The following is a 22,720-nucleotide window of genomic DNA, read 5'->3' on the forward strand; positions in this document are numbered from 1 at the left end:
TAGAAAATATCAATAAAAAATCAAATAGGATGCACCATTTCGTAACTATCAAAGACATCGCTCGGGAACTTAATGTTTCAGTTTCTACAGTTTCCAGAGCGATGAGAGATACGCATGATATCAGTATTGAAACCAAAAAAAAAGTGCTGGCCAAAGCTGAGGAATTGAATTACAAGCCCAATTTCAATGCGCGAGGGTTGTCACAGGGAAGAACAAATAATATTGGAATCATCATCCCCTTTATCACGAATTATTACTTTTCGACCGTAATCACAGGTATACAAAACGTAGCTTACTCCAATGGGTATAATATCATTCTTTATGTGACCGACGATTCCGAGGAACGAGAATCCCAGATTGTCAGGAATTTGACGATTTCTGGCTTAGATGGCATACTTATTTCTACTTGCGCTGGAAACTATGATCATATTAAAGAGATAAAAGAAAATGGTATCCCAATTGTATTTTTTGACAGGACAAGCGATTTGCATGGGACTAAAGTGATGCAGGACGATTACAATGGCGCCTTGATTGCCACAAAACATCTCATTGAACAGGGTTATTCCAAGATTGCACATATTACAGGTCCCAAGGATCAAATGTTTACAAGAAACAGGCTAAATGGCTACCTGGATGCGCTTAAAGAGCATCAGATTTCCGTCAAAAAAGAATGGATAATTCACAGTGGTTTCTCACAGGAATGGGGAGAAAAAGACATGATTGAGCTTTTAGCCAGCAATCATGCTCCTGACGCATTGTTTGCCGTAAATGACAGAAAAGCGATTGGCGCCATGTTGGCACTTAAAAAAGAAAAAATAAATATTGGTACTGAGATAGGCGTCGTTGGTTTCACGAATGATCCCATGTGTACAATCATCTCTCCGAGCTTAACGACTGTCTCCGAATCCGCATTTGATATTGGGAGGATAAGCTGCGAATTATTACTCAAGCATATCAAGAAAGTGAATTTTCCTCCCCAGGAAGTTATTCTTCCCGGGGAGTTAATAGTAAGAGAATCAACTGTAAGAAATTAAATCCAATCGTGAAGTAATGATGACTGAGAGAGGTTTAATGATTTGATAAATTACCTTACTTTTCTATTTCTATAGACAAGAGTGACGCGGACGCCTCATCCAAAAAAATGGAGCAAGAAGGATGTGATTGAAGGATGCTGGATGGATGGAGGTTCGTGACTTCACCTTCCAAACAATCTTTTATCGCCTGGGCTTTTCTTTTATCCGGTACAGAACAAATAATGTGTTTTGCCTTTAGTATCTGCTTAATGGACATGCTAATAGCCTGGGTTGGAACATCTACTAAGCTATCAAACCACCCTTCATTCAACTGCTGCATGCGACAGGGTTCGTCCAAGTCAACTATAAGGTAAGGCAATTCTGTATCAAAATCTGCCGGAGGGTCATTAAATGCCAAATGCCCGTTTTCTCCTATCCCCACAAGAGCAACGTCAATGGGATGACTGGAAATCAATTCCCCCAATTGCTTACAGACTTCTTCCGGGTTACTTTCCCCGTCGATAAAATAGATAGCACCAAGATTTTTTACCTTTTCAACAAATCTTTCTTTCAAGTATTTCCGAAAACTAGCCGGGTGGGTGTCGGAAACGCCGATGTATTCATCCAAATGAAACACTGTTACTTTTTCCCATGCCACATCCTCTTTCACAAGCTGGTTGATAGTTTCAAATTGACTGGTACCAGTCGCCAAAATAATGTTAGCATATCCCTTGAGGCGAATAGCTTCTCTGATTTTATTTCCGGCTTCTTTTCCGGCTTGGTCCCCTAGTTCTTTTGGGTTCTTCGTTTGAATAATTTTCATGAAATATATGTTTTAGTTAAGTGTATTTGGAAAGCCATTCTAGCCAGACTCATGTCAAAAACTCACATTTTAAAATCTTAGGCAAGGGCACTATTTGCCACACGAATCACATTCCCCCCTAAAATCTTTTGAATATCCTGGTCTGAGTATCCCAATTGGACCATTCCAACTGTAAACAATGGCCAGTTGGTCCATGCCATACTTTGAACCATCGTTGGGGTTTGCTGAAAATCATCCTCCGGCCATAGGGCTTCCCAACGGTTTCGAGGTCTCCTGTACGCAGGTATTTTTTTATTCTCCTCCGTGGCATATTGAGACGTGTAAGCTACATCCGTTCCAATGGCTACGTGATCACTCCCAAACTTTTTAACCATGTAATCAATGTGTCTCATCATGGAGGAAATATCGCCGCTGCCTCCCAGAAAGCGGGGTATGCAGCAAATTCCCATATATCCATCCGTATCAGCGATAGCGCGGATGACAGGGTCTGGCTTACCTCTAAAATGTTTGTGGAGAGAACTCACCGTACTGTGGCTTGCTACCATGGGTTTTTCAGACAACTGAGCTGCTTCAAGGCTTGTCTGCCAGCCAGAATGCGATATGTCCACTATGACCCCAACGCGGTTCATTTCCTTCACAACCGCTCTTCCGAAGTCACTTAGACCGATATCGCCCTTTTCGCCGCATCCCCCGCCAATCATATTGTTGCGGTTGTAGGTTAGGTGCATCATGCGAATCCCCAATTGGAAAAACACCCTAATGTAACGTAATTCTTCCTCCACAGAAATCCATTCCTGAGGGAGAGGTACCCCGTTTCCCGTAAAATACAGCGCATGGCGGTTTTCTTTCTTAGCCCGAATGATGTCATCCGGTGTTACCGCTTTGCCAAGAAACTCCTTCATCCAGTCGGTGGCGTAAGTAAATCTAGACAACCGTTTTAGTAGACGAGGGATTTCGTTGCCTTCCTCCCCGGCATTCTGAACAACGCAGGTTACCCCAGAGGCTTTCCACGCATTCATAAACTCTTGTTTTTCAAGCTCATTATGGACAAACCTAGTCATTGACATATCCTCCTGAAGATCTTGAATTTCCAATGGAGACGCATCGGCATCGATTGCCGATTTCAAGCTGTCTCCATCCACAGCCGCTCGGGGCATAAAGCCATAAGATTCAACAACTACGGAATTACGGTGAAGCTCCAAGCCATGTTCCAATTGTTTCGTGGTCGGTTTGAGGATGGCTAATGCGGTTTGATAAGCCTCTTGCATGGGAGGTGTCATGAAATACTGGTGCCCATTTTCTTCAAAAGATTTTGAAGCTTCAGAAGCATTCCCGGCTGCAAAACCCTCTAAACTACTAATACCGGACATGCCAATACCTGCCAAACCGGAAACCCTTAGGAAATTTCTTCGGTTACTTTTCATATAACTAAGGTGTATTTGGATAAAGAAAACACGTTGAAATCAATACCCTTCCTCGAACAGTTCGATAGAAGCAATATCACGCCTTTTTTGCCATCGGCTTAAGTGATGTCAAATCACCAATTTTCACAATCTTGCCTGTTTCGATACTTTGTCTTGCCGCTATGCCTATTAAAGCCGACATGGCACCGTCCCGGGATCCTGCGGATTGTTTAAACCGATCCGGACTGTCGGGAAATCGGAATATTTTATCCTTAAGCCGGGGATCAGACCCTCCATGTCCTCCCGATTGGGGGATAACTTGAATGGTTTTTACATTGCCGAAAAGATTCGTGATAGTGATTTCCTGGTAAGCAGGGACCCCGGTGGGCATGGAGGATTTAATCCAAGCATCCAGTCTTCCCTTGGTCCCATTGATGGCTACCCGGAAACCCTCATAGGGTGAAAAAGCTGTAAGCGAGTAACTCACAGGAACTCCATTGGCATACCGGTATTGCACCGCCATCGTATCATAGATATCGACTTCCTTCCGGAATACGCATCCATCCCTCAGATAGCCGTCATGTTTTTCATGATCCACATACAGATTCATTGCTCCCCTGTCTTTGGTAATATCCCAATAGAAATTGCAGGACGACTTATGTGGGCAGGGTCTACAATGGGAATGATTGATGGGACTGTTCTTCTGCCCATAGAAATCCAAGGACCCGTAAGCAAAGACTTCCTCCGGTTCAGAATCCATCCAATAGCTGAGTGTATCAAAATGATGTGTTGCCTTATGGACCAGCAGGGTACCTCCAAACTCCTTCTCTCCGTGCCATCTTCTGAAATAGCTTGCTCCATGGCTGGTGTCCAGGTACCAGTTCAGATCCACAGAGGTGATATCACCAATTTCATCATTGCGAAGCAGCTCCCAAATTTCCTCAACATAGGGAGTGTACCGCATGTTAAAGGTGACGATCACTTTGTTGCCGGTCCGCTTCTCGGCGTCAAATATCGCTTCGCATTTCTCCGCATCTGTGGTTATGGGCTTTTCGGAGATCACCCTAAGGCCAGCTTCCAGCCCTTTAATAATATACTCGTGGTGGGTAGAGTCTGTAGTGGTAACAATCAGGGTATCCGGCTTGGTTTCTTTGATCATCTTATCAAAATCCGTGAAAACGGGACAAGATACTTTCATCTGATTTTTGGCATAGGCTACCCTTCCCGGATTGATGTCACAAAGTCCAACAAATTCCAAAATATCATTGTACGCCTCCTGAACCGAGGTTCCCCACATACCTATGCCTCTCCCCCCGGTACCCACCATGGCCACCCTTTGCTTTGCTTTTTTGAAACCATATCCTACTAGCGGGGAAAGGAGACTCCCTGCTGCCAACAGTCCTGTGTTTTGAATAAACTTCCTTCGATGTAACGTATCCATATGCTTCGGTTTTATTTTAGTTGGAATTACTCCCAGTTTGTTGGAAATAGCTATTTCCGGGTTTATTTACTATCTTTTTTACTTTTTCGAATTCAGCTTTTACTGCATTTAGTCCGTTGGTGGAAACGGGCACACCCGACATGGAAACCGGATCAATAAAGGTCACATCCCGTGTAGACAGTCCGGCTGCAAGGGAAACATCTCCCCAATTTAAAATACCAGGCAGGTGAATTCCCATGCTGAAATAATCAATTTGCTCCCTGTTGTCAAACAGATAACTGACAGGCACGTTTCTTAAGGTGAGTTTTTGAAGGACATCTTCCTCAAGTGCGCTTAAAAACAGGGCGGCTAAGCCAGCCTCCTTGTTCCCTTCAAATTTCAACGAAGTTGGGTTGTAAGCCTGCTGGATATACCGGGACACCAGTTCCAGCTCCCTTACCCATTCACCGAGCAGGGTTTTACCCAGCCACAGTTGGGCTCGGGAGAGGGTATGAAACTGAGACAAACTTGTGCCTGCGGCGTCCACTTTTGATGCGGCTTCTCCCGTTCCTGATAATTCCACAACAACAATGCCTTCTCCCCTGTCCTTTAATTCCTCCAAATGATTTAGCGGAATTTCATTTTTCCCATTCGCATAAGCGAACAGGGTATAGCCCAAATTAGGATTTTTCGGAGCAACATGCAATATCGGAATAAGCATTCCATCCGATGTTTGAATTGCGCTACGTTCCCATCCATCTTTTCGGGAAAAGTTAAAGGTATTAGTGATCTCAAGTGACGTATCTATACCCAAAACCGTCCTCAGATCCGATTTCAACTGTTCAGGGTTAAGCGATTGTTTTTTCAAAAACTCCTCCTTTAATTTTTGTCCTTGATTTCTAGTGTAGGTATCCGTGCTGATCACCAAAGGACTTCTTTCTCCAATTGGGAAAACCAATAAATCTTCTAACGGCAACAATTCAAATGGCTTTTCAGGCCGAGATTCTCCAGTACCTACGCCTTTGAGATGCAAGTCAAACCAGCCCAGCATGGCTTCTCGGTCTTCTTTCCAATAACCGTGGGTAAGGTCAAACACTTCATAGGCCACCTTTTCCTCCACGCCGTGAAGTTTGAAAACAGGCTTGACATTGTAGAAGGTCCGTCGCATTTCCGCTGGGAAAAATGTGGGATTGCTGTCCTGGGCATGGTTGCACATTTTCAGCGCCCTAGGCGCATATAGGGCCAGTACGCCTGCTGATTCCGTAAAGCTCAGCCCACCTGGAAGTAGTTCGCAAACACAGTTTGATCCCATTACAGCTGATTCGAATGTACCTACACTGACTATGGGCATGGTGGCCTTGACCCGCTCATCCAATGCGGCAAACCACATGGTCTGATTTCCTCCCCCGCTTGCTCCTGTTGCACCGATATTTTCTGAATCCACATAGGGTAATGACACGAGTAAATCCACGGCACGCATATTATCCGCCACCTGAACGCCTAACAGGGATTCCCCGATATTCATCAGAGATGCCCCCAAATTGGCTCCGTGATATTCAAAATCCCCGTGGATTGTCGTTCTTTCTCCAGCTCCAAATGCGTCTATCACCAAGCTGACATAGCCATTTTTCGCCATCGAATGCCCCAACGATTGTACACTCTCTGCAATTTTACCTTCACTCCAATGGCCGTGCATGCTTACTACCGCCGGAAACGGTCCCTGTCCTTCCGGAATATACAGGTTTGCCGTGGCATAAACACCCGGTAGGGTCTGGAAATAAATGTTCTTTACCGTATATCCATCCATAGTCTTGGAACCCGTTTCCTTCATATCCAACGGTAAATTGGAATACGTTTTCAACCCGCTGTGGAGAATGATTTTATTCCTGATTTCTTCTCTTTTTTCACTCCACTCCTCCAAGTTGTCGGGAAGGAGATGCGTGGCAAACTTTATCATTGCCTGATTTTTCAAGGAGGTACCTAGCAGATCTGATTGTTGGCCTGCCAAGACATTTGGGAGGGAGTCCAGTGAATGATGGGTGACAAAAGGTATATTTACACTATGAATATTAGCCTGTGCCATGGGCAAGACCAATAAAAAGCAGAATTTCAATAATAAAATATTTTTCATAGTTCTATGAATTGGTTTTGTTTGTTCCTATTATAACCTTACTTCTGTATTGCCTCCATGGGCTAAAGTGACATCCACCGGCTCGTTTTTCTCCCATGCTCCCCCTGTGAAATCGGGTACGTCGATTGAATTCGAACGGTTGGCAACCGACCACTCGCTAAGAGGGAAAATAGAACTCCAAAGGGCTGCATCATAAACATCCTGGTCCAAAGGAAGACCGTTTCGCAGACAATCTATCAGTCGCCAGTCCATCAGAAAATCCATTCCTCCATGTCCTCCCACTTTTTTTGCCAGTTCCCCTATCCTGCGAACTATTTCGGGCTGGTATTTTTCTTCCAAATCCTTCATTTCCTCTTCTGAAAACCAAGCTTCATGCCCGGTAGAGACCCTTCCGGGTAGGGGATACTTCATGGCCGCTCCTTTCGTGCCGCTAAGCAGGTGAATCCGGGAATATACCCTGGGAGACGACACATCGTGTTGCAGCATGATGGTTCGCCCTTTACTAGTTTTTATGGTGGTTACATTCATGTTGCCCCTGTAGGGCAGGTTAACAAACTGTTCATAAAAACTATCCTCCCGTGCAAGCGATTTGACTCCGTCTCCAAGCATAAAATCATTGCTGGAAACAGACACTAGGAATTCCATTTTATCCCCTCTGTTGATATTCATGGCTTGGCAGATTGGGCCAAGTCCATGTGTGGGATAAAGATTGCCGTTTCTGCTGGCATTGTGTTTGAAACGCCACATGTTCCATTTTTCCTTATTGAAAATACCCGGAATAAAATCATGTATATAGGCACCTTCCCCGTGGATGATCTCCCCAAAGAACCCTTGTCTGGCCATATTTAGTGTCATCAACTCAAAAAAATCATAACAAGTATTCTCCAGCATCATACAATGCTGTCTTGTCCTTTCGGAAGTTTCTACCAAGTCCCAACATTCTTCTATGGTGATTGCCGCAGGAACTTCCACCGCGGCATGTTTACCATTTTCCATGGCATAAAGGGCCATTGGCGTATGAAGCTCCCATGGCGTAGCTATATATACCAAATCTATATCCTCTCTTTCGCATAGTTTCTTCCATTCCTCGGGATGTCCAGAATAAATCACCGGATCATGGGGGGTATCTTTAATTTTTTCCTTTGCTTTCAGTGCCATTTCCGGCCGTAAATCACATAAGGCCTTAATTTCCACACCTGCAATTTTACTCATTCGTACCACTGCGGCCGGTCCTCTGTTCCCCAATCCAATGAATCCTATCCTTACTTTTTCCAACTTAGGAGCCGCAAAACCAGACATATTAAATTGCTGACGGTGTTTTTTCCCGGCAAATTTTTGGGTGGCATCCAATTGCTCTTTTGAAACTCTTTCTGAAGCTAGTGATGCCACGGGCAACAATCCAGATCCTGCCAAGCCAAATCCGGTCAAGCCTGATATTCGGAGAAATTTTCTACGGTTATTTTTCATCTTTTGGGTTAATTAGTTAGCACATTTTCGTTGGATAATACATCAAAATATGGCTACCACTAGCAAGTGGTAGCCACATTTGATAGATTCTTAATGCTTGACACTATCGATCTGCACCGTAACCCGGATTCTGTTCCAACATGCCGTTTTTGTTAATTTCTGTTTGCGGGATTGGCAGCAGGTAATTGGCCGGGTTATAGTTTCCTGTTTTGAAAAACGCAACCTCATATTGCTTCGTACCATCTGGTAATTTTCTTATGATCATTCTCGTCCTATCCTTATCGGCCTCTTCTTGAAGAATTTCCCATCTACGCACATCGAACCACCTATGTTCTTCAAAAACCAACTCAATTCTCCGCTCATTTATGATTCTTTTGAAAAGGTCTTCCCCACTTTCTGTGACATTGGGCATGTTAACACTGGGCCTATTTCTTACTAAATTTAGGTATTCCCGTGTAATATCCTCATTTCCGAGAAAATAGTTTGCTTCTGCGTAATTCAAAAGAATTTCAGCATATCGAACAAAGGTCCAGGGTGTCTGGGACATATTTTGTCCGCTTGGATTCACGATACGCTCATTGGCAAATTTCAACTGATAATACCCCGTCTGGGTAGCATTCCAAGCGGATACAGGGCCTTCGTTAGAATCCAAACCGCCCGGGTAAAAGGTTTCCACTTCTCTTCCCTGAAATAGTGCCCCATCATGCAATATAGAGGCATAAAATCTAGGATCTCGGTTTACATAGGGATTTTGCGGATTATATGTTGGATCATCGGCAGGCTTTACACCATTCATTGTCTCATAATCATCAACCAAATTTTGCAGGGGATGTACTTGGCCGAAACCATTATAGCCATTCGGATATAAACTTAATTCAACATAGACTGCTTCCGGACTGACGAATTGATTATAGGGCCTTTGCCAGATCATTTCAGAATTATAGATATTTTCTTCCAAAAACATCGTCTTGTAATCATCAAAGAGTGAATACCGTCCCATATCAATGATAGCCTTCGCCGCATCGGCAGCAGCCTGCCATTTTTGGGCATCTCCGCCTTGATTGTTGCGAGGACTAGCCAAATACAGTAGTGCCCTAGATTTTATGGCCATAGCTGCACCTTTTGTTATTCTGCCCTGATTAGCATTGTTATAGGTTTCAGGAAGCAAAGCTATGGCTTCGTCCAATTCAGCGATTACAAAGTCCATCACTTCTTGGAACGTGTTTCGTGTCATCCTGAAATCATCTTCCAATGAAAATGTATTCGTGAATAAAGGGACACCACCAAATAAACTGGCCAGTTTGAAATAGGAGAAGGCCCGGATAGTTTTCATTTCGCCTATCATTCTATTCTTGGTTGCCTCCGGGATTTCTACCGCACGTTGCCTGTCAATATTTTCAAAGAAAATGTTGGCTCGGTTGATCGGCTGCCAAAAATTAATGTTTCTATTGTTTGCCCCAGTCCAGTAATCCACCTCTCGGAGGTCATCTGGATTGAGATCCCCTTCCCATACGCTCCAAGCCCACGCGTTACTCCGCGCATTGTTTTCATCCGTAACCACAGAAAGCCCATAGAGGCTATACCTAATGCCACTTGGAATGGTCCGATAAGCGTTACCAATAAATGCTTCAATCAGGGCCTGATCAGCCCATACAGCCTCGTCGGTGAATCGGTCAGCAGGAACGATGTCCAATACATCTTCATTACAGGACACCTGTAATGATGCGAATATAAAAAGAGCGGATATAATACCCAGTCTTTTTGTTTTCTTAAAGTATTTATATGTGCTTTTCATATGTTCGATTGTTAAATACTGAAATTTTGATTAGAAAGAAAGGTCAATTCCCAAATTAAAAATCCTACTTTGGGGGTAAAAACTCCCTCTCTCATTGTCTCCCTCTGGGTCAAACCACTTGATCTCTGAGATGGTAAAGATATTATTACCATTCAGATAGACCCTCGCCGAGGATAATTTCAATTTGTTAATCAACGGTTGAGGAATCGCATAACCGAGCTGTAGGGTTTTCAGTCTTACAAAAGATGCATTCTGGAGCCAGAAGGTACTTTGAAGACCACTTGGTTGTGTTCGGGTATCCAAATCAGGCAAGATGGGGTACTTAGAGTTCATACTACCCGGGGTGTACCTGTTTTCGATCAGCTCGGCCAATCCGTTTACTGCAATTCTGGCATTTTGGTGATAGTACTGCCATGCGCGACCCTGTCCGGCAAAATTCACAAATAAGGATAAAGGACCGTAATTTAGGGTACTGTTTAGGCCAAAGGTAATTTGGGGAATGTTGGATCTATCCAACCTTACCATATCCTGGGAGCTGATGATGCCATCCCCATTGGTATCTTTATACTGAAGGTGGCCTACCCGCGTTCCTGGAAAGATTGGGTTTGAGGTAACTTCTTCCTGTGTCCTGAAAATCCCCACAGCTTCATAATACAACCCCGCACCCAGAATTCTTCCCTCTGCTTTTTGATAATCAGGTACATCCTGAGCTTCACTGAGGTCGATAACCTTATTCCTATTAAAAGCTATGTTCCCGCCAACGGAGTATGAGAAGCCCCCTGGAGAAGAACCACGGCTACGGTGGTTCAATGCGATCTCTATCCCTTTGTTTTCTACTATGCCAATATTTTCATCCGGCAAAAGCAACCCCGTATAAAAAGGCACTTCCAAATCCCTTTTCGTTAGAATATTTTCCCTTGTTTGTTTGAATAAATCGACGCTAAACCCGAGTCCTCCATTCCAAAACATACCGTCCAATCCAATATTTGTAATCGTTGCTACTTCCCAGGTAACATTTGGATTGGGAGTTACGCCAGGTACAATCCCTAATTGAGACGTAGTGGGCGACCCGAAGTGATACCCAAGAAGTCCCAGGCTATAGGCAGGCATAAATTGAAAGGGATCGATTCTGTCATTTCCCATTCTCCCTATGGAACCCCTCAATTTCAAATCATTAACCCCTGGCGTATTCTTCATCATCTCCTCAGACAATACCCAAGCAGCAGAAACTCCGGGGAAAAATCCAAACCGTTGTCCTTTTGGAAACACATAAGAACCGTCATACCTGGCATTGAAATCAATCATATATTTCTCCTGGTAATTGTAACTTACCCTACCTAAAAGGCTTTGACGTGAAGACTCTGAGGAAACACCGGTATTTTGCTGGGAGGCTGGGTCCCCGGCGAAAAGTTCTCCCAAGACAGGAGAGAGGTAGTTTCTCCTATAGGCCTGATAGTACCCATTGTCACCCTTGGTCTGCTCAGCACCGATAAACGTACTGATATAATGATCATCCATCTGATTCTCATATTTCAGTCTGAGATTTATAAAGGTACTGGTGATGCTTCTGGTGGACTGCGTTAATTCAGGAGCAATAATTCTTCCCCCCCGAAGCGGTATGTATTCGTCGGTGACTCTGTTATGATTATAGACAGTCCATGGAGTTCTCCATCTTTTATCCAATATATCCTCGTTACTGTATACAACAAAGCCGTCTAATCCCAGCCCCTTTACCCATGGAGCTTTAATGTCAAAACCCATTTGGGTAATTGCTCTTTTGGTTTTGGTATTATGGTTGCCGGAGGCAGCTGTTGTCATTACCGCGGGATTAAGCCCCTGCTCAATCCCTGCTGAGGGTAATCCATTCTGATAATAAACTGGCATCATGGGAATGGCATTCAACCAACCCCAGGGATTCTCAGTTCCTGGCTGGGTCCGGTCATCCAATCCCAAATTCAAATCCAGATTTACTTTAATGTATTCATTGATGTCAGCGTCAATATTTGACCTGATTGTGTACCCCTTAAATTCATGGATGCCTTTTTCAAAAATACTATTTTGATTAGAGTATGATCCAGATAGTGAATACCTCACCGATTCTGTTCCTCCTCTGAGGCTCAGGTTATGCATGCTTTGCAGAGAATAATCCCTTAAAACTTCTTTGTACCAATTCGTATTCGGATAGTTGGGATCCGTTCCATCTCTAAACAGCTGGATTTCCTGTTGCGAATACCTCGGATCTTGCCCATCCCTAACCATCATCTCATTCACATATTCTGCAAAAAGCGGAGATCCCGCCAACTCAGGTAACCTAGTAGGCTGACTAATTCCCTGATTAAAGGTATAATTAATCATAGGCTTACCTACACTACCCCTTTTCGTGGTTATCAGGATTACTCCATTTGCGGCTCTTGCTCCATAAATTGCCGCAGAAGCATCCTTTAGAATTGTGAGGGATTCAATGTCATTCGGATTGATTCTTTGCCATCCGGGTGGGTTTTGAACTCCATCAACCACTACAAATGGGCTGTTGTCGCCTGTAGTATTGCTTCCTCTTATCAGGAGGGCTGAATTATCCGCGCCCGGTTCCCCGGAACGATTCAACGCAACTAGGCCTGGTAGGAGACCCGACAAGGAATTCGTCAGATTAACGGACGGATTGCTAATAATCTGTTCGTTTTCTACACTAGTTATCGAACCGGTCAATGTAGCTTTCTTTTGTGTTCCGTAGCCAATCACAACGAATTCCTCCAATTCCTCCGTATCTTCCTCGAGCGTAATGGAGATAAGGTTCTGGTTACCTATCGTTATTTCCTTGGTTAACATACCGACAAAAGAGACGACCAATGTCTCCGCGCCAGGTCCCACAGTAAGACTATAATTGCCATCAATATCGGTGACCGTCCCATTGGAAGTGCCTTTTACCAAAACGGTAGCCCCAGGAACAGATTGTCCAGCGGTAGTCGAGACTATTCCTGAAATCACCCTGCCGCCTTGGGCGAGCAGCTGTTCAGAATTCATCACTCCTGAAAACATCAGGAAGATCATTAAAACGGTAGTAAATTTTTTCATAGGACGATTGTTAGGTTGATTAATAATTTACTGCATTTGCATGACTAAATTACCCTAAAAACTCTATGAAAATATAAAATAATAAAATTTAATTACGATAACGTTATCGAAAAACATATAATTTATATTATAAAAAAGGAAAAGTAATTTTTGTTACTGTCTTGATGGGAAATAATGAAAAATAATTAATTTTTCTATTTATACTATTAAAAATCTATAACGATATCAAACAAATACAGTTAAAAATCTGAATCATCAAAAACTCGAATCGCTAGGGGATTATCTTGTTTTCCAAAATCGCCATGGGGCTGTTCATCTCTTCCGCAGCTTCACTACCTATATAGCGTCCATGCGACCCAAGAATAATATCCAAATCTCCGTCTCCATCTAAATCCCCGATATCAAACGTGATCCAACGGGAATCCAGGTTTTTGCTCAAATATTGCGGCTTATATTTATTAGTTGATTCTTTTTTCAATAAGACAAAATCCCGGCGCGTTGAATTATTCTCATCTGGGAAAAAGGAAATCCCAATTATTTCAAGTATACCGTCCTGATCAAAATCGCCAGCCGAACACTTATTCACCCCGTGCATCGGATAAAAATAAACCTGCTCAAATCGGTTGCTACCGTCATTTTCAAATATTCTTATACCATGGTACGGCTTAGAGATAGGAGGATAATCACCATTGTCCCCATTTCCATACAGAATATCCAAATGCCCATCCATATTAAAATCTACTAACTCAAACCAGACAGAACCAAAAGTCGGAGGAAACCTCAGGACTCTTTCCTCTATAAACTTTCCCTCCCCCTGATTAAGGAAAAAGGAAATTCCCTCATCTCCCTGCGCAAAAAGGCAAACTATATCTTTGCGACCATCACCGTTCATATCCTCAACAACCAGTCTAATTGCCCCTGGGGTATTTTTTAGGATTGTTTTTGTATAGGGATTAGAAGGGTTTCCAGTATTTTCAAACAATGTTAGAGAACCAGTATAGTAACCGAATTCAGCAATTAAGATATCTACAAGTCCATTGCCATTTATATCCTCAAAAACAACTTGGACAGGTCGGTTCAATTTGGTTCCAAACTTGCTGAATGAAGAATAGGTGCTGTCTCCTGATTGCTTGAAAAGTGTAATCAATTCTCCAAAAGCATTGTTGGAGGAGGCAAGTCTGAGCGAGCCAGCCAGTGTTACCGATATATTATCGGTACCAAAAGACACATCAGTTGGAGGGGACGGCAAGGGAATAACTTGGGAAAGATGTTTCCCGTCTTTTAAAACGGCTAAGTATCCTCTACTATCATCCGTACCGCCTACGAATAGTGAAGACGTTTCATCATCTAGTTTTACGAGGGTCACTTGTTGTAACTTTTTTATGGGATCGGGACTATGAATGTCAAATCCCTTCAAAACGTCCTCATTAGGTGAATGCTGAATACTTTCCAACGAATCCGGAGCAGCGGAAATATAATAATCGGTTATCTGCTGCCATTCTTCATCGGAGATCCGTTGATCAGTCGGAAACATATCCAGTTCTTCTACTTTTCCTCTGTCAATCGCTCCCCGAAGAATTTCCTCCCTGGGAACAGATTCTTCATAGATACCAAAAAGCCTCCCCATCAGGGGCAAAACCGATCTTTCCCATGTCTTTTTGTCCAACAGTTCTGGTTCCGGATATAAATGGCAGCTTTGACAATACCTTTGGGAAAGTTCCTTCCCCACAATTGATGATTCCAAGAGCGCTTCCGATACTTGCTTCTTATCGCCAGAATTGTTGCAGGCAGAAAGGACCAACAAAAAACAAATTGCCAGCGAAACTATTTCCCAAAATCTACTCGTTCGATTTTCGCAGGCCATTAATTGATAGTTATATTAGATTGGTATTACCACCTTCTTGCAGGTTGATATCCATTCCCCTCTTGTTAGATTTCCAAGAACCCGAAGTAAAATCCGGAACTTTTACCGTATTCCCCATCTGCGCAACCGACTGTTCACTTAAAGGTGTTACCACACTCCATAGTGCCGCATCATACACGTCCATTTCTAGGGGAAGTCCATTTCTAAGACAATCAATCAAGCGCCAATCACTAGCTGTGACTCTTTCATAGGACCGATTTCCCTTAGTACCTCCAGCCCGTGATACTTTTTCACGAAATGTCTTGGTAATTTGGGGAGTGAACTTTTCGACAAGGGCTTTAAACTCTTCCTCTTGGGTCCATTCTTCACTTGTGGCAATTCTTGGAGGATCAGCATGATAAATCCCTCTAGATCCACTAATTAACTGGAATCTTGAACCAGGCCTGGGTGAACTGATATCGTGTTGCAGCATGATGGTTCTTCCTTTGTTTGTCCTAATCACAGTAGTGTTCATGTTCCCCCTGAACTTTAGCCCATCAAAGCTTTCAAAGTAAGGATCACTTTCGGCAAGCTCCTTCATTTTTGGACCCATTGTAAAATCATTGCTGGAAATAGAAACCAAATAATCCATTTTATCTCCATAATTAAGGTCCATCATTTGGGCCACTGGTCCCAAACCATGCTGCGGGTACATGTTTCCATTTCGTCCTACATTTTCCTTCAAACGCCATGGCCGGTATCCAAACCAATTATCCTCATCCCTCTCCCACCTTCCCGGTCCATTTACCCTATCATGAATGTAATTGCCTTCTCCGTGGATCAACTCCCCAAAAAAACCCTGCCTTACCATATTCAATACAATGGCGGACATTCCATCATGACACGAGCCACATCCCATGTAACAATGTTTCTTGGTCCTTTCGGAAGTTTCCACCACCTGCCAACATTCCTCCAAGGTGACTCCGACAGGAAGTTCAGTATATACATGTTTGTCACGCTCCATGGCATATACAGCAATGGGAGCATGGTATTTCCAAGGGGTGGCCACGTAGATCAAATCAATATCAGAACGGTCACAAAGCTCTTTCCATGCGTCCTCACCATCAGTGTAAATGGCTGGTGAATGGCCAAATCCATCAATGGATTGCATGGCCTTATGAACATTACCGGGTACGATATCGCAAAGTGCCACGATGTCCACATTCTCTATACTGGCCAGCCGAAGAAGTGTGCCTGATCCGCGTTCGCCAATGCCAACTAACCCCACTTTCACCCGATCCAGCTTGGGTGCACGATAACCATGCATGTTAAATGATTGCAGGTGATTTCGCTCCGTGGATTTCTCGGCCATTGCCCGATCTGGACCCACAATTACCCCCGCTCCCGCAAGGCCTGCAAGTTTGATAAAATCTCTTCGGTTCTTTTTCATTTTGTAGCTTGTTTACGTCAACATTTCCAACCGTTATCCATTATTCACAACGTTGGACTAAGTCCAATTCAAAACCTTTAATGCATTTTCCCTATACAACTTTAGCAAAACGTCGTCGGGAAGCTCTAGCCCATAGTACCTCCACCAGGATCTACCGGGCATATGTTCGTCGGCACTTTCCAGTAGCCGCCACCATCCCTGGTACATGCCTTTGTCCATTCCCATATCGGTCCCAAACAGTACGCGGCCGCTGTATTGCGAAAGGAATTTGGCCGCGGCTCGGGGTTGTCTTCCCACTTCATAATCCCGCGCTGAAATGTCGAGATATAAATTGGGGTGGGTGTCCAGCGTCTCTCCCAGTCTTTGCAAATCATTCCCAAGGTTTGCCAGGTGACAGGCGATAAAGGTAGTTTCAGGTTGTTTTGTCAACAGTTTAGGTAGGTAATTTAGCAACTCATCATAAGGAACCCCATCACTTCCATACTGGTTAAACTGCTGAAAAATCGGGGTTCTTTCCTGAAATACATCCGGCGGCTGCCAGGAGGAAGGATGATCAGCCAAATGGAGATTAACGGGAATATTTAACTCCGCACATTTGCTCCAAAAAGGATCTAAACGGACATCGTCAAAATGCATACGTTCATTCGGGGCCAGTCGGGGATCGCCCGTAATGCCATATCCTTTATCGGTTACTTCGCCCACCCCTCGGGCTCCTAAACTATAGCAACGTTCCAATTCCTTTACAGCCCTTTCCGGAAAATCCGGCTTGTCTATATCGTTCCTTTCAACGCCACAGAAAAGTTGGAACCTGTCAGGATACGAGTTGAGATAGAAATCAACCATCATATCGAACTGAGATCCGGTGGCCACTGTGAGGATTACCGACTTTTCGATTCCTACCTCATCCATGGTTTTTACCCATTCCTCCAGGGCTTCCTTTGGTCGTTTCCCCTTTTCTTGGGCGGGGTAATGATGCAGGTGAACATCAATAACGGGAAATTTGGCTTTTGGAATAAACGTTTGAGGGGCAATGACAGAGGACCGGGGAGCGTAATCCTTCACGAGCACATGATCCATGGGTCCAGGTCCCACCGGAACGCCGGGCCCACTCCATTCCCCGTACTTCACTTTCAGCCATTCCGGATCGGAAGTCCATGCTTTTTCGACTGCGGCCGATTCTGTCCCTGTTTCCTCAGTAGTACATCCTGGAAGAGACCCCATTCCAGCGGCCCCCAGCCCCAACAATCCAGCCTCTTTCAAAAAACCTCTGCGATTTTTTTTCATCTCCATATATAAATAGGGTTAATAAAATTTCTTTTCAATCCACTTTTACATTACTATATAAGCAATTATCATTGAAATAAGGTACTAATTACGCTTTTTTTACCTTATGTCTGATGAGCGGTTTTTTTAGAAAAACTCCGCAACGGCAAAATAAGCCGTCAATAAGCTGAACAGAATCACAGCCCCAAGGCCAATATTTTCCTTCAATCCCGCCACGTGGGATTTCATCAGTATCTTGTTGTTGATCAATAGAAATACAGGGATGGCTACGGCAGGAAGAATAAATGCCTGAAAGGCCTGCGAAAAAACCATTAACAACGGGGGACGGGTTTCCATAAACTGCATGCCAAAACCAAACATAATACCTATAAAACCCAATATCCGGTACATGGGGGATCGGATATCTCTTGGTTGCCCAGTGTAATCACTAATCAGCCAGGGAGCTATTAGGATTATTGGGAAGACCGTAGATATACCCGCACCGACAATTCCCAAAATCAGAATAAAGGCAGCAACTCTCCCACCTAATGGTTCAAACAAACTGATCATCTCAACAGTATTGTCCAACTTCATCCCCATCACATGAAGCGTCCCGGCGGATACAGCCATAATAATGACGCTTAATACAAACATCAGCGAAGCAGAAACCATGGCATCCTTTTTTTCATTTTTAAGATCTTGAATCTTCCATCCTTTTTCTACCACCACCGTACTTCTGATGATAAATACAGCTGCAGAACACGTAGTACCAGCAATGGCAGCGATAAGCTGTAGTACGCCCGGCTCATTGGGTATGGAAGGAGCTAGTCCTCCCACGATAGTAGAAATACTTGGGTTGACCAGAAAAAAAACAACCACAAAGGAACCTACCATTAAGGCCACAAAAAACACTAACACTTTTTCGAACACCTTATAACTACCAAACCAAAACAAGGTATAAAGCACCGTGACCAATACGGCTGTAATCCATAGGGTACTGAACCCTTCCCCTCCCAGCAGGAGTCTAGACCCTTCCTGTATTAGATCGGCAATAATTCCAAATATGCCCATCAAAGCCATGATTTCGCCTATGATCAGAGCCACAATGATGTAAATTGCCAGTACAGCTCCGTTTTTTATTTTATGCTTGATATTGAATAAGGCCGTATTCCCGGTTACCAAGGTAGTTTTGCCATAGGCCACCATCAGCACATAGGTAAAAATACAGGACAAGGCCAAGGCCCAAGTCAACGTCATACCATATTCGGCTCCTACTTTGGCCATGGTAGTGATGCTGCCTGTGCCGATATTATAGCCAATTAAAAAAAGGCCAGGACCAATTAAGCTTACGGCGAGTACAAACTTTTTTAAAATTGTATTTTCTTTCATAGTTGGGGTTTATTGCGAGATAACTTACAGAGTAATATGTCAATTTTTTGAATTCCTTTCCCTAATACATCAGGTCTTTAACCACTGATCAAACCAGTCAAAAGCTGCTATTTGCATCTTTTTGTCAAATTGATGCCCTCCCGGGAAAAAACTACATTTATACTTGTCCTTGGCTCCGGCTTTTTCATATACCTCCCCCAAAATCCGGTCTGCTTCCTTCATTTCATCCAGAGTATATAGACCATCCTCATTGGAATTGATGACCATCGTAGGTAAGGGAACTCTTAACCCCAGGATTTCGGGGAAATCGAGTTCTTTGGGCAGCACCGGCACGAAAGCCATCCAGGTATGGGTGAAGGATTTATGCAAAACCATGTCTTTCCAACTAGTCATAAACCCCACACAAATCGCACATTTGATCCTAGGGTCAAGTCCTCCCATAAAAACTGTACGCATGCCTCCTCCTGATAACCCGCCACAGCCGATCCTGTCCGCATCCACATCTTCCCTACTACAAAGGATATCGAGGGCTTTTTGATCCTCAGCAAAAAACACTCCCGGCCAGGTAGTTCCCGCGCTGAAGAGTGATTTTGCCATGGTATCTGCCTGTCCTTTTGCCCAATTGTTATATGCTCGCGCATTTTCAGGCAGATCAGGCTGTTCATCTGTCAATCCCTGCCTAAGACGCTCGGGAACGTCCATCAATCGAACCCTGCGACTGGCAAAGGGGAAGGCATCAGGAACAAATACCACGTACCCTCTTTTGGCCACTTCATTGGCCCATGCCAGACCGCCATAATAAAACTTCTGATGGTCCACCATCATGGGATGCTGTTCCGATCCAGTTTTGGTAATCTTTCGTTTGCCAAAATATTTCCAGCCTCCATGATCATGAAATGCCAAAATGCCCGGTAACTTTCCCGTAGCACCTTGGGGCTTTAACAATATACCTTCGGACCGACCTCCGGTAGGCAACTGCCAGCTGATTTCCTCTATATGTAATCCGTCATAATTATATTGTTTATCTATGGTAAACGTTGGCACCTCCCCAAGATCGGGAGCAGCTATTCGGTCCTTCAATCGTTCGGTAGCCTGACTTTTCCATTTGGCAAGGTTTTTCCATTCCTTTCTTCTAAAAGAATGGCTGGGCAGCGACTTCTCCAGCAATCCCGAGGCCCAATTGCCATAGGTACCGATTATCGGTTTATCCTCATTTACCAATCCATCAGCTACAAAATTCGCCGCTTTGTCGGAAAATATTTCTTTGGCATATGATTTAATTCCCGGCTTGAAAAAGAAGCCCATTCCCAACAAACTTGAAATTTTCAAAAAAAACCTTCTATTATTCCTCATGAAACGCCTGTTTGCGGTTGATCAAATAATTTTTATTGAAGATAGTTTTATTTGAAAAAAGTTTACTGTCGATCGTGTAATTTATTTACGAGAGCGTTATCAAAAATGAATCCGATCAGTGAAGAATAAACTGATCGGACATTCCGGCATATACCCGGAAAATCAGCGATAGTTGAAATAAGCCATCCACCCCCTAAGAGGTCAATGTAGTGACGCATTCACTACTATATCCGCTGCATAGACGGTTTTATTGCTTTTTATGACCTGCCGAATGGTTATACCGGTAGCGGATTTTTCGAAGATGACCCGGTCCTTTATGCGGAAATTATCTCCATAAATATACCTAGCTGGAATAACAGATCCTTTTACCCATGCATCTGAAAGGGATAAAAGATTACTATCAAGGAGGTATTCAACGTTTTGAAGTAAATCCTTAGCCGCCCCTGCAAGCATTCCGTTGGAACCTTTCATGGACAGTTTTCCGTTCGCCTCCAGCACCACTTTCCCGCCAATATGCGCATCATATTCACCGGGAGGCATGCCAGCAAATGCTGTCGCATCACTCACCAAGAAACTCTTGTCGCCCTTTATTTTGAAAGCGACCTTTAGAAACTCATCGGGTACGTGACATCCGTCGGCGATTAGGCTTGCGGACAGGTTCTCTTCCGCCAGCAGGTCCCAAAGAATGTTCGGATGTCTTTTAAGCATAAGTGGAACAGCATTACCCAAGTGGGTTACCATAGATAAACCAGCTTCTACTGATGCCTTGATATCCTCCAGCTTGGCCATACTGTGTCCAATGGCTACTTTTATACCTTTATCAACACAGGCTGCAATAAATTCCAGTGAATTTTCCCGCTCGGGTGCCAATGTTATCAGTGCAATTCGATTATCGGAAATGGCAATAGCTTCTTCCAAAAATCCGAGTGAGGGATTTTGGATACAGTCCTTGGGATGCGCCCCTCTTGCCCCGTCCTCGGGAGATATAAATGGGCCTTCTAAATGGACCCCCAATACACAGTCATTTACCAGCGGATACACTTCGCAGGCATCCCGAATTACCCCCAATAAATGAAACATTGTGTCCTTAGTGCCTGTAATCAAAGTAGGGCAAAAAAGAGTGACTCCCTTACTTAACAAATATTGGGTTGCCGCCAAGACATCTTCTTTGGTAAGCTCCATTGAATTAAAGTCTATCCCGTTGATCCCGTTGATTTGAAGATCTACTAAGCCAGGTGCTAGATAGGTTTTAGTGGGGAAATCAGCTGGAAGGATAAAATCAACCCCGTATATTTCATCCACACAAATAACCTCATTTATAACAATATCCTTTGATGCACGATCTTTTAAAACCTGGATTTCGGGTGAGGACTCATGGTCCACAAATAAATCACAATTATTTAATGTCCTTAAAAAAGAAGCAGGGCAGGCGGTGGAAATCGGGCCAAACAGCGTGTCGTGAACGGCAGCTTTTTTTGTCTGACCGGGGACCACACAAATTAAATGGGATGCATTTATAATCGTGGGAATGGTCAGGGTTATGGCCTGTTTGGGCACTTCTTCAAAATTTTCAAAACACCCGTCATTTACCTGCTGCTGTCTGCATATCAGGTCCAGTTCCACTTTTTTGACAGCAGAGATATCAAGGAAATCGGCAACAGGTGGGTCATTAAAAGCAATGTGTCCATTTTCACCTATTCCCAGACAAACTAAATCGATAGGGTTTTCTTGTAACAACGCCGAATACCTTGCTATCTCGGCATCTATTTCCGCCAGTCCATTAATATAGTGAACCGCTTTAAAGGAAACGTGATCAAACAGGTGATGTCTAAGGAAATTGGAAAAAAGAGCTGGGGACGAATCGGAAAGGCCAATATATTCATCCATATGGAAAGCGGTAATTCGCCTCCAAGGGATTTGGTTACTTTTTCGCAGGTAGGCTAGTGTATCCGATTGGGAAGGGGCGGCTGCAAAAATAACCCGAAGCCCCTCCTTGGTACGTAATAGCTCTAGCAGTTTTGCTTCTACAGCCCTTCCGGCTGCTGTTCCCATCTCGGATCGGTTTTCGTAACGGTGTAATTTCATGTGGATGCAATTTATTATTCTTTTTCAATAGCTTAAAGCAGTCTGTCAACATTTTCATCATTGGCTTTACCCCAAAGAAACCAATGACGATAAATAAAAACGCTAAAAACCAACAAAGGCAGGGAAACTACCGGTATCAGATTAAATATGCCATTATTCTTTTCAAAATGAAAACCAAAATGCCAGATGCAATGGAACTAATACTAACAAGAA

General features: G+C 43.7%; 14 protein-coding genes. 1 reads left to right on the forward strand and 13 read right to left on the reverse strand.

All coding sequences use genetic code 11. The features are described from left to right. The first annotated feature begins 29 nt into the window (after window positions 1-29). On the forward strand, window positions 30-1,034 hold the full coding sequence (locus FQ608_RS08695) for a LacI family DNA-binding transcriptional regulator (RefSeq protein WP_158857519.1): 1,005 nt from the start codon (window positions 30-32) through the stop codon (window positions 1,032-1,034). 55 nt (window positions 1,035-1,089) lie between these two features. On the opposite strand, the gene FQ608_RS08700 is transcribed toward FQ608_RS08695, so the two are convergent. The 13 genes from FQ608_RS08700 to FQ608_RS08760 form a co-directional block, all read right to left on the reverse strand. Next, window positions 1,090-1,836, reverse strand: coding sequence for a glucosamine-6-phosphate deaminase (locus tag FQ608_RS08700; protein ID WP_158857520.1), 747 nt, complete (start codon window positions 1,834-1,836; stop codon window positions 1,090-1,092). 77 nt (window positions 1,837-1,913) lie between these two features. Further along, the gene (locus FQ608_RS08705; protein WP_158857522.1) at window positions 1,914-3,260 is read right to left on the reverse strand and encodes a dipeptidase; all 1,347 of its coding nucleotides are present in this window, start codon (window positions 3,258-3,260) and stop codon (window positions 1,914-1,916) included. A gap of 76 nt (window positions 3,261-3,336) precedes the next feature. Further along, a complete protein-coding gene (locus FQ608_RS08710; protein WP_158857524.1) occupies window positions 3,337-4,680 on the reverse strand; it encodes a Gfo/Idh/MocA family protein in 1,344 nt (447 codons plus the stop codon). Between the two features lie 16 nt (window positions 4,681-4,696). Then, the gene (locus FQ608_RS08715; protein WP_158857525.1) at window positions 4,697-6,790 is read right to left on the reverse strand and encodes a dienelactone hydrolase family protein; all 2,094 of its coding nucleotides are present in this window, start codon (window positions 6,788-6,790) and stop codon (window positions 4,697-4,699) included. A gap of 30 nt (window positions 6,791-6,820) precedes the next feature. Then, window positions 6,821-8,257: a Gfo/Idh/MocA family protein gene (locus tag FQ608_RS08720; protein ID WP_158857534.1), complete on the reverse strand. Its 1,437-nt coding sequence runs from the start codon at window positions 8,255-8,257 to the stop codon at window positions 6,821-6,823. A gap of 103 nt (window positions 8,258-8,360) precedes the next feature. Next, complete coding sequence (locus FQ608_RS08725; protein ID WP_158857536.1) at window positions 8,361-10,052, reverse strand: RagB/SusD family nutrient uptake outer membrane protein; 1,692 nt, start codon at window positions 10,050-10,052, stop codon at window positions 8,361-8,363. Window positions 10,053-10,082: 30 nt separating this feature from the next. Continuing rightward, window positions 10,083-13,124, reverse strand: coding sequence for a SusC/RagA family TonB-linked outer membrane protein (locus FQ608_RS08730; protein WP_158857538.1), 3,042 nt, complete (start codon window positions 13,122-13,124; stop codon window positions 10,083-10,085). 271 nt (window positions 13,125-13,395) lie between these two features. Beyond that, a complete protein-coding gene (locus FQ608_RS08735) occupies window positions 13,396-14,988 on the reverse strand; it encodes an FG-GAP repeat domain-containing protein (protein ID WP_158857540.1) in 1,593 nt (530 codons plus the stop codon). A gap of 10 nt (window positions 14,989-14,998) precedes the next feature. Continuing rightward, window positions 14,999-16,417 (reverse strand): Gfo/Idh/MocA family protein, encoded by a 1,419-nt coding sequence (locus tag FQ608_RS08740; protein ID WP_158857542.1) that lies wholly within the window; start codon window positions 16,415-16,417, stop codon window positions 14,999-15,001. A 57-nt stretch (window positions 16,418-16,474) separates the two neighbouring features. Beyond that, a complete protein-coding gene (locus FQ608_RS08745; protein ID WP_234364137.1) occupies window positions 16,475-17,707 on the reverse strand; it encodes an amidohydrolase family protein in 1,233 nt (410 codons plus the stop codon). A gap of 120 nt (window positions 17,708-17,827) precedes the next feature. After that, complete coding sequence (locus FQ608_RS08750) at window positions 17,828-19,069, reverse strand: Nramp family divalent metal transporter (protein ID WP_158857544.1); 1,242 nt, start codon at window positions 19,067-19,069, stop codon at window positions 17,828-17,830. Between the two features lie 69 nt (window positions 19,070-19,138). Then, window positions 19,139-20,422, reverse strand: a complete 1,284-nt coding sequence (locus tag FQ608_RS08755; protein ID WP_158857546.1) for a dienelactone hydrolase family protein — start codon at window positions 20,420-20,422, stop codon at window positions 19,139-19,141. A 201-nt stretch (window positions 20,423-20,623) separates the two neighbouring features. Further along, on the reverse strand, window positions 20,624-22,507 hold the full coding sequence (locus tag FQ608_RS08760) for a 6-phosphogluconolactonase (protein ID WP_158857548.1): 1,884 nt from the start codon (window positions 22,505-22,507) through the stop codon (window positions 20,624-20,626). Between the last annotated feature and the right edge of the window lie 213 nt (window positions 22,508-22,720).

Source organism: Lunatibacter salilacus (assembly GCF_009797935.1).
Classification (GTDB): domain Bacteria; phylum Bacteroidota; class Bacteroidia; order Cytophagales; family Cyclobacteriaceae; genus Lunatibacter; species Lunatibacter salilacus.